General features: G+C 73.3%; 9 protein-coding genes and 1 tRNA gene. 6 read left to right on the forward strand and 4 right to left on the reverse strand.

All coding sequences use genetic code 11. The annotated features are described in order from the left end of the window. Positions 1 to 55 precede the first annotated feature (55 nt). The 3 genes from FS793_RS16540 to FS793_RS04840 form a co-directional block, all read right to left on the reverse strand. On the reverse strand, positions 56 to 511 hold the full coding sequence (locus tag FS793_RS16540; RefSeq protein ID WP_260980021.1) for a zf-TFIIB domain-containing protein: 456 nt from the start codon (positions 509 to 511) through the stop codon (positions 56 to 58). Between the two features lie 151 nt (positions 512 to 662). Further along, positions 663 to 738 (reverse strand) — tRNA-Glu (locus FS793_RS04835). 121 nt (positions 739 to 859) lie between these two features. Next, positions 860 to 1756, reverse strand: a complete 897-nt coding sequence (locus tag FS793_RS04840; RefSeq protein ID WP_186329329.1) for a diacylglycerol/lipid kinase family protein — start codon at positions 1754 to 1756, stop codon at positions 860 to 862. Between the two features lie 48 nt (positions 1757 to 1804). On the opposite strand from FS793_RS04840, the gene FS793_RS04845 reads away from it, so the two are divergent. Then, positions 1805 to 2437 (forward strand): MBL fold metallo-hydrolase, encoded by a 633-nt coding sequence (locus FS793_RS04845; protein ID WP_144719093.1) that lies wholly within the window; start codon positions 1805 to 1807, stop codon positions 2435 to 2437. A 91-nt stretch (positions 2438 to 2528) separates the two neighbouring features. On the opposite strand, the gene FS793_RS04850 is transcribed toward FS793_RS04845, so the two are convergent. Then, a complete protein-coding gene (locus FS793_RS04850) occupies positions 2529 to 3098 on the reverse strand; it encodes a dihydrofolate reductase family protein (RefSeq protein WP_144719095.1) in 570 nt (189 codons plus the stop codon). Between the two features lie 77 nt (positions 3099 to 3175). Between FS793_RS04850 and FS793_RS04855 the strand changes: the two genes are divergently transcribed. The 5 genes from FS793_RS04855 (at position 3176) to FS793_RS04875 (ending at position 6355) form a co-directional block, all read left to right on the forward strand. Continuing rightward, complete coding sequence (locus tag FS793_RS04855; protein WP_144719097.1) at positions 3176 to 3748, forward strand: TetR/AcrR family transcriptional regulator; 573 nt, start codon at positions 3176 to 3178, stop codon at positions 3746 to 3748. Positions 3749 to 3891: 143 nt separating this feature from the next. Further along, positions 3892 to 4587 (forward strand): IclR family transcriptional regulator, encoded by a 696-nt coding sequence (locus FS793_RS04860; RefSeq protein WP_260980022.1) that lies wholly within the window; start codon positions 3892 to 3894, stop codon positions 4585 to 4587. Between the two features lie 7 nt (positions 4588 to 4594). Further along, a complete protein-coding gene (locus FS793_RS04865) occupies positions 4595 to 5344 on the forward strand; it encodes a sulfite exporter TauE/SafE family protein (RefSeq protein WP_186329330.1) in 750 nt (249 codons plus the stop codon). Positions 5345 to 5399: 55 nt separating this feature from the next. Further along, entirely contained in the window at positions 5400 to 5882 is a 483-nt protein-coding gene (locus FS793_RS04870) for a hypothetical protein (protein ID WP_144719100.1), read from the forward strand. Next, positions 5879 to 6355 carry a 4'-phosphopantetheinyl transferase superfamily protein gene (locus FS793_RS04875; protein ID WP_144719102.1) on the forward strand — a complete coding sequence of 159 codons (477 nt, stop codon included), beginning with the start codon at positions 5879 to 5881 and terminating at the stop codon, positions 6353 to 6355. Before FS793_RS04870 ends, FS793_RS04875 begins: the two co-directional genes overlap by 4 nt. The last annotated feature ends 115 nt before the right edge of the window (positions 6356 to 6470 follow it).

Below are 6470 nucleotides of genomic sequence, written 5' to 3' on the forward strand. Positions count from 1 at the left end.
TCGGCCGCTTTCGATGTCAAAAGCGGCCGAAAACCTCACTTGGCTTCGTGGCCGGTCAGCGCAGGATGTCGCCGAGCCAGCTGCGGCGACCCTGCTGCTGGCCGTAGCCCTGCTGGTTGCCGTAGCCCTGCTGCTGGCCGCCCGAGCGCTTCTGCACCTGCTTCATCACCTGGTCGGCGACCTTGCCCACCATGGCCGCGGTGCCGCCCTGGCCGCCGCCCTGCTGGCCGTAGCCCTGCTGACCGTAGCCCTGCTGGCCGTAGCCCTGCTGGCCGCCGTGCCCGTGCTGCTGGCCGCCCATGACGGGCTGGCCGGGCCACTGCTGCTGCGTCTGGCGCTGCTGCCCCGCGTCTGCAGGGGCAGCCATGCCGGGCTCGCCGTACGAGCGCTCGATGAGCTTGTCGAGCTCGCCACGGTCGAGCCAGATGCCTCGGCAGTCGGGGCAGTAGTCGATCTCGATGCCGCTGCGCTCGCTCATGACCAGCGTCGCGCCGTCGGTGGGGCACTGCATGAGGGTCTCCTCTCGGGGCCCGGATGCGGACCATCGGCCATCGTGACGGGGCATCCCATGCACGACCTATGTCGACGGGGGCACCTGACGCATGCGTGCACCCCGGACACGACGAAGGCCCGGGCATGGGAGCCCGGGCCTTCGGATGTGTTGGTGACCCCAGCGGGATTCGAACCCGCGTTACCGCCGTGAGAGGGCGACGTACTAGGCCGCTATACGATGGGGCCGCATTGCAACCTGACAAGGATGCCACACGCCTCGGCTGCGATGCAAAACGAGGCATGCTCGGCGGCCGACTCGGCGTGTCGCCCCGGGATGACGGGGTCTCGCGCGCCCGACGAGCCGCGCTCAGCGAGGCGTGCCGAACACGCGCAGCGCCCCCACCGCGACGCTGCACTCGATCGGCAGCCTGCCCACGATCTCCCCGTCGGCGCACGCGAGCACCGCCGGGTCGTCGCTCGCGATCGTCACGGTGCCGATGTCCTCGACGTGCACGCGCGGGTCGCCGATGTGCCGCCCCTTGAGCGCGTTCGCGAGCAGCGCGAGGAACTGCGGCCGCGACAGCTCGTCGGCGAGGATGCCGGTGAGTCGTCCGTCGATCGTCGACGCCGTCGGCGCGATGGGGATGCCGCCGCCGAACACGCGATGGTTCGCGATCGCCGCGATGACCGTGCGCCAGGTGCGCTCCTCGCCCCCGTCGATGCGGATGCGGAACGTGCGGTGCTGGAGCCTTGCGAGCGTCGCGAGGATCGCCGCCTGGTACCGCAGGCGCGCCGGCACGCGCGTCATGCGGAAGGAGCGCACGTTGACGTCGGCGTCGAACCCCACCGAGACGATGCCGGCCGCGAACGCCTCGCCGTCGGGATGGCGGATGCGGATGAGGTCGCAGCGCGCCGGCTCGGTCTCGAGCAGCGCGGGAAGTCCCGCGATCGCCTCCTCGATGCCCGACATGCCGATCTCGGTGGCGAAGTCGTTGCCGCTGCCCGCCGGCACGATCGCGAGCGGCGTCGACGAGCCGCCGACGGCGTTGACCCCGAGGTGCACCATGCCGTCGCCGCCGACGACGACGAGCGCGTCAGCCCGTTGTGCTGCAGCACGCGTCGCGCGCTGCAGCGCCGCGAAGTCGGGTGCCGTGCGGTGCACGACCTCGTGCCCGGCGGCGCGCAGCGCCTGCACGACGCGCTCCCCCACGGGCCCGGAGCGGCCGAAGCGAGCCCGGGGGTTGGAGGCGACGACGACGAGCACGGCCAGAGCCTATGCGGCGGGACATGACGCAGGCGTAGCGTGACGAGCATGGAGATCACGAAGCACGTGCACGCCTGCCTCACGATCCGCAAGGGCGCCGAGACGCTCGTGATCGATCCGGGCGTGCTGACGCCCGACTTCGACGCCGAGGGGCTCGTCGGCATCGTGCTGACGCACGAGCATGCCGACCACTGGATCCCCGAGCACCTGCGGCGGCTGCTCGACGCCTCCGGGGGCGTGCCGATCGTCGGCCCGGCCGGGGTCGCGGCAGCCGCATCCGACTTCGACGTCGACGTCGTCGACGCGGGCGACGAGCGCACGCTCGGGTCGTTCGCGCTGCGGTTCTTCGGCGGCACGCACGCCGAGATCCACTCGTCGATCCCGCTCGTCGACAACGTGGGCGTCATGGTCGACGACGCCCTCTACTACCCGGGCGACTCGTACGCGATGCCCGACCGGCCCGTCGCGCTGCTCGCGACGCCCTGCGGAGCGCCGTGGCTGAAGATCGGCGAGGCGATGGACTTCGTGCTCGAGGTCGCCCCGCGTGCCACGTTCGCGACGCACGAGCAGACGATCTCGGACTTCGGCCGCCAGATGGCGAACGACCGCATCCGCTGGGCCGTCGAGCAGGGTGGCGGCACGCACCACGTGGTGGAGCCCGGCTCGGTGCTCACCGTCTGACGGCTCGCCGATCGGTCACTTCTGTCGCTCGATTGGGCAGCAGTGGCAGACGACACGCCGTGCGGCGAACCACTGCTGCGCGATCGACGCCTCAGCGACGACGCTCGAGCTCGAGGATCGTGACGCCCGACTCGAAGGGGCGCACCGCGGTGCGCACGAACGCCGTGGGGTCGTAGCCGGCGTCGCCGAAGAGGCGGATGCCCGAGCCGAAGGCGAGCGGATGCACCTTCAGCACGAGCCGGTCGATCTCGGGCAGCAGCGCGCCCGCGAGCTCGCCGCCGCCCGCCAGCCAGATGCCGCTGCCCGGCTCGCGCTTGAGCGCGCGCACGGTGGCGACGGGATCCGCGGTCCGCTCGATCGACGCATCGACCTCGCGCTCGTGCCTGGTCGCGACGATCTGGCGCAGATGCGCGTACGGGCTCGGGATGCCGACGTCGAGCGCGGGCGTGAGCGTGCGCCAGCCCATGACGACGGTGTCGAAGCGCGAGCGATCGGCCTCGACGCCCACCGCCTGCTGCACGTGCACGGGGATGGCGTCGGCGTACTCGTGCATGAGCACGTGCATGTGGTCTCCCTCGATCGGGAAGGCGTCGAACGCCCCGTCGGGTGCGGCGATGCACCCGTCGAGGGTCGTGGCGACGTAGTAGGTGACCTCGCGCATGGTCGCTCCATTCACTATGGCTGTCGTGGTTGGAGATGAGACTACGACAGGAGTCGTGGATGCGCTAGCCTCGCGACATGGCACGCAACGACGACCGCCGCCGCGCGCTCGGCGACGCCGGGCTCGCGATCCTCGCCCGCGAGGGCGCGCGCGGCCTCACGCACCGCGCCGTCGACGCCGAGGCCGGCGTGCCCGCCGGCACGACCTCCAACTACTGCCGCACGCGCGCCGACCTCGTGGCGCTGCTCGTCGCCCGCATCGGCGAGCGCCTCGCGCCCGACCCGGCAGTGCAGGCCGAGCTCGCGACGCGCGTGCCCGATCGCGAGCGCTTCGCCGCGCACATCCGCGAGATCGTCGCGCGACTCACGGCATCCCGCGACATCACGCTCGCGCTGCTCGAGCTGCGGCTCGAGGCCGCCCGCCGCCCCGAGGTCGCCGAGACGCTCGGCGCATGGATGCGCGAGGGCTTCGCGGGCGACGTCGCGTTCAACGAGGCCGCGGGGCTGCCGGGCGGCGCGTTCGAGATCGCGCTGCTGCACTACGCGGTCGACGGCCTCATGCTCGACCGGCTCACGACCTCCATCGACCCGACGATCTCCATCGACGCGGCGGTCGACGCCCTCGTCGAGCGCCTGCTGCCCGCCACTTGAGGCGGCGATCGGGCAGTAGTGGTTCACCGCACGGCGTGTCGCGCGCCACTGCCGCCCACTCGAGCGACCGTCGTGACTACTCGGCACGTTCGCCATGTGAACGTCGCGTCCTATGCTCGAGCGGGACGATCGACGGAGGATTCGTGGCCGAGCAGCTCGCAGGAGCCCAGACCCTGTCGCGCGGCATCCGCGCGCTCGAGATCCTCGCCGAGCACTCGCCGCTGACGATCCAGCAGCTCGCCGACGAGCTGAGCGTGCACCGATCGATCGCGTACCGCATCGTGCGCACGCTCGAGGCGCACCGGCTCGTGGTGCGGGATGCCGGCGGCCGGCTCGAGCTCGGCGCGCAGCTCGCGGTGCTCGCGCAGTCGGTCGACCGCGACCTGCGGGGCGCGGCGCTCCCCCACCTCACGGCGCTCGCGCAGGCGACGGGATGCACGGCGTTCGTCGCGGTCCAGGACGGCGACGACGTCGTGACGCTCGTGAGCGTCGAGTCGCGCGGCGCCCGAGCATCCGTGGCGCAGCGACCCGGCACGCGGCACCCGCTCGCGCTCGGCGCGCCCGGGATCGCACTGCAGACGCTGCTCTCGGCGCGCGAGTGGGCGGCGCTCGGCCACGACGACGCCATGCGCGCCGAGGTCGCCGTCGCCGCCGAGCGCGGCTACGCCACCAGCACCGACGAGGTCGTGCCCGGCCTCTCTGGCGTCGCCGCGCCCATCCGGCATCCGCTGCCGCCGCGCGCCGCCGTCGGCGTCGTCACGGTCGGCGCCGCCGACCTCGACGCCCTGGGCGCTGCGTCCGCCGACGCGGCTCGCGCCATCGCCGCGGACCTGGGCTGAGCCGCGCGTGGAGTGGTCGTTCGTCGTCGCACTCGTCGCCCTCGCGATCGGGGCGCTCGCGCAGCGCACCGTCGGCATGGGCTTCGGGCTCGTCGTCACGCCCACGATGGTGCTCGCCGTCGGGCCGGTCGAGGCCGTGCTCGTCGTCAACGTCTTCGGCGTCGTCGCGTGCGCGATGATCATCGGTCGCGTCTGGCGCGACATCGACTGGCGCGGCCTCGCCTGGCTCGTGCTGCCGGCCATCGCGCTCACGATCCCCGGCATCCTGCTGGCGCAGGCGGCGGACTCGGATGCGCTCAAGGTCGCCGTCGGCGTGCTGGCGCTCGTCGGCGTGGTGGTGTCGGCGGGCTTCGCGAGGACCGAGCGGTCGCTCGACGGCCCGCCGCTGCGCATGGCGTCGGGCGCGCTCGTCGGTGCGCTCAACTCGTCGGTCGGCCTCGGCGCCCCCGTCATCGGCATGTTCGCGATCCTGTCGAAGTGGGACCACCGCGTCTTCGCCGCGACGATGCAGCCGTTCTGGATCCTGCTGAGCCTCTCGACCGTCGTCTCGCGCCAGGTGGTCGCCCCCGGCGGCGCACCGCCGTGGGAGTGGTGGATGTGGCTCGTCGCCATCGCGCCCGTGCTCGTCGGGGTGCTCGCAGGCGAGCGCATCGCCGCGCGCATCGACCAGGTGGTGGCCCGCCGCGCCGTCATCGTGTTCTCGCTGCTGTCGGGCATCGCCGTGCTCGTGACCGGCATCGTCGGCCTCGCGTCCTGACGCGCCTCGCGCCGCGCCCAGCGAGCGCGGCGGCGCCGCTGCTACCGTCGGCGCCGTGGGCGTGAACCTGGCGGTGATGGTGGTGCGCGGCGCGCGCATCGCCGACCTTGCGCCCCTCGGCTACCGCCCCACGGGCATGCCCATCCCCGGCGACGTCGCCGCGTCGTCGCGCGCCGAGCTCTCGGCGCTGCAGCACGACGCCCACGCGGTGCTGCTCGATGCCGGCTACGCGTGGATCGACCTCGGCGAGCGCGTCGCGAGCGGCATCGGCCGCCCGGTCGCGACGGCGCTGTTCGGATCGACGAGCGACACGTGGCTCTTCCAGCTCGACATGCCCGGCTCGGCCCAGCGACGCATCGTGTGGAGCCAGGGGCAGGTCGCCGACGAGACGGGCGCGCCGCTGCCCGAGGAGGTCGCCGGCCCGCTCGACGAGGAGCGCCTCGGACGGCTGCTCGCGCGCGTCACCGGCTTCCCGGGCGACCTCGACTGGCTGCGCGCGTCGTGGCAGCCGCTGACGTTCCCCGAGCCGTCGGCGTGACGGCGACGCCGCCGCTGGCCGACGACCTCGCGGTGGCGTGGCTGTCGTCGACCGTCTCGACGGTGGATGCGCTGCGCGCCGCGGGCGCGGATGCCGCCGGCCACGCGTGCCCGCGCTGCGGCGGCGCGGACCACGGACGGCCATGGGCGCGCCGCGGCGGCGCGGCGGTGGCCGCGTCGGCGTCGCGTGCCGGCTCGCACCTCGTGCTCGCGACTCGCCCCGGATCGGCGCCGATCGGCGTCGACGTCGAGGCGGTGGGCTCGCCCGTCGACGCCTCGGTCGTGCTGCACCCCTGGGAGGCGGACCTCGATCCTCTCTGGGCGTGGGTCGCGAAGGAGGCGATCCTCAAGCACCTCGGCACCGGCCTGCGCACCGACCCCGCGACCATCCGCGTCACCGACTTCGCGGTGCACCGCATCCCCGCCCCCGCCGGCCTCGTGGCGGCGGTCTGCACGGGGCGCACCGCCTCCTGAGGCCCGCCACTCGCGTTTCGCAGGCGATTCCGCCTCCGAAGGGAGCATTCCCCTCAGGACCCGGAATCGCCTGCGAAACGCAACCACTGCACCCCGACACTGTGCGTATTGCAGG

The sequence above is a fragment of the Agrococcus jejuensis genome (assembly GCF_007679035.1).
GTDB lineage: Bacteria > Actinomycetota > Actinomycetes > Actinomycetales > Microbacteriaceae > Agrococcus > Agrococcus jejuensis_A.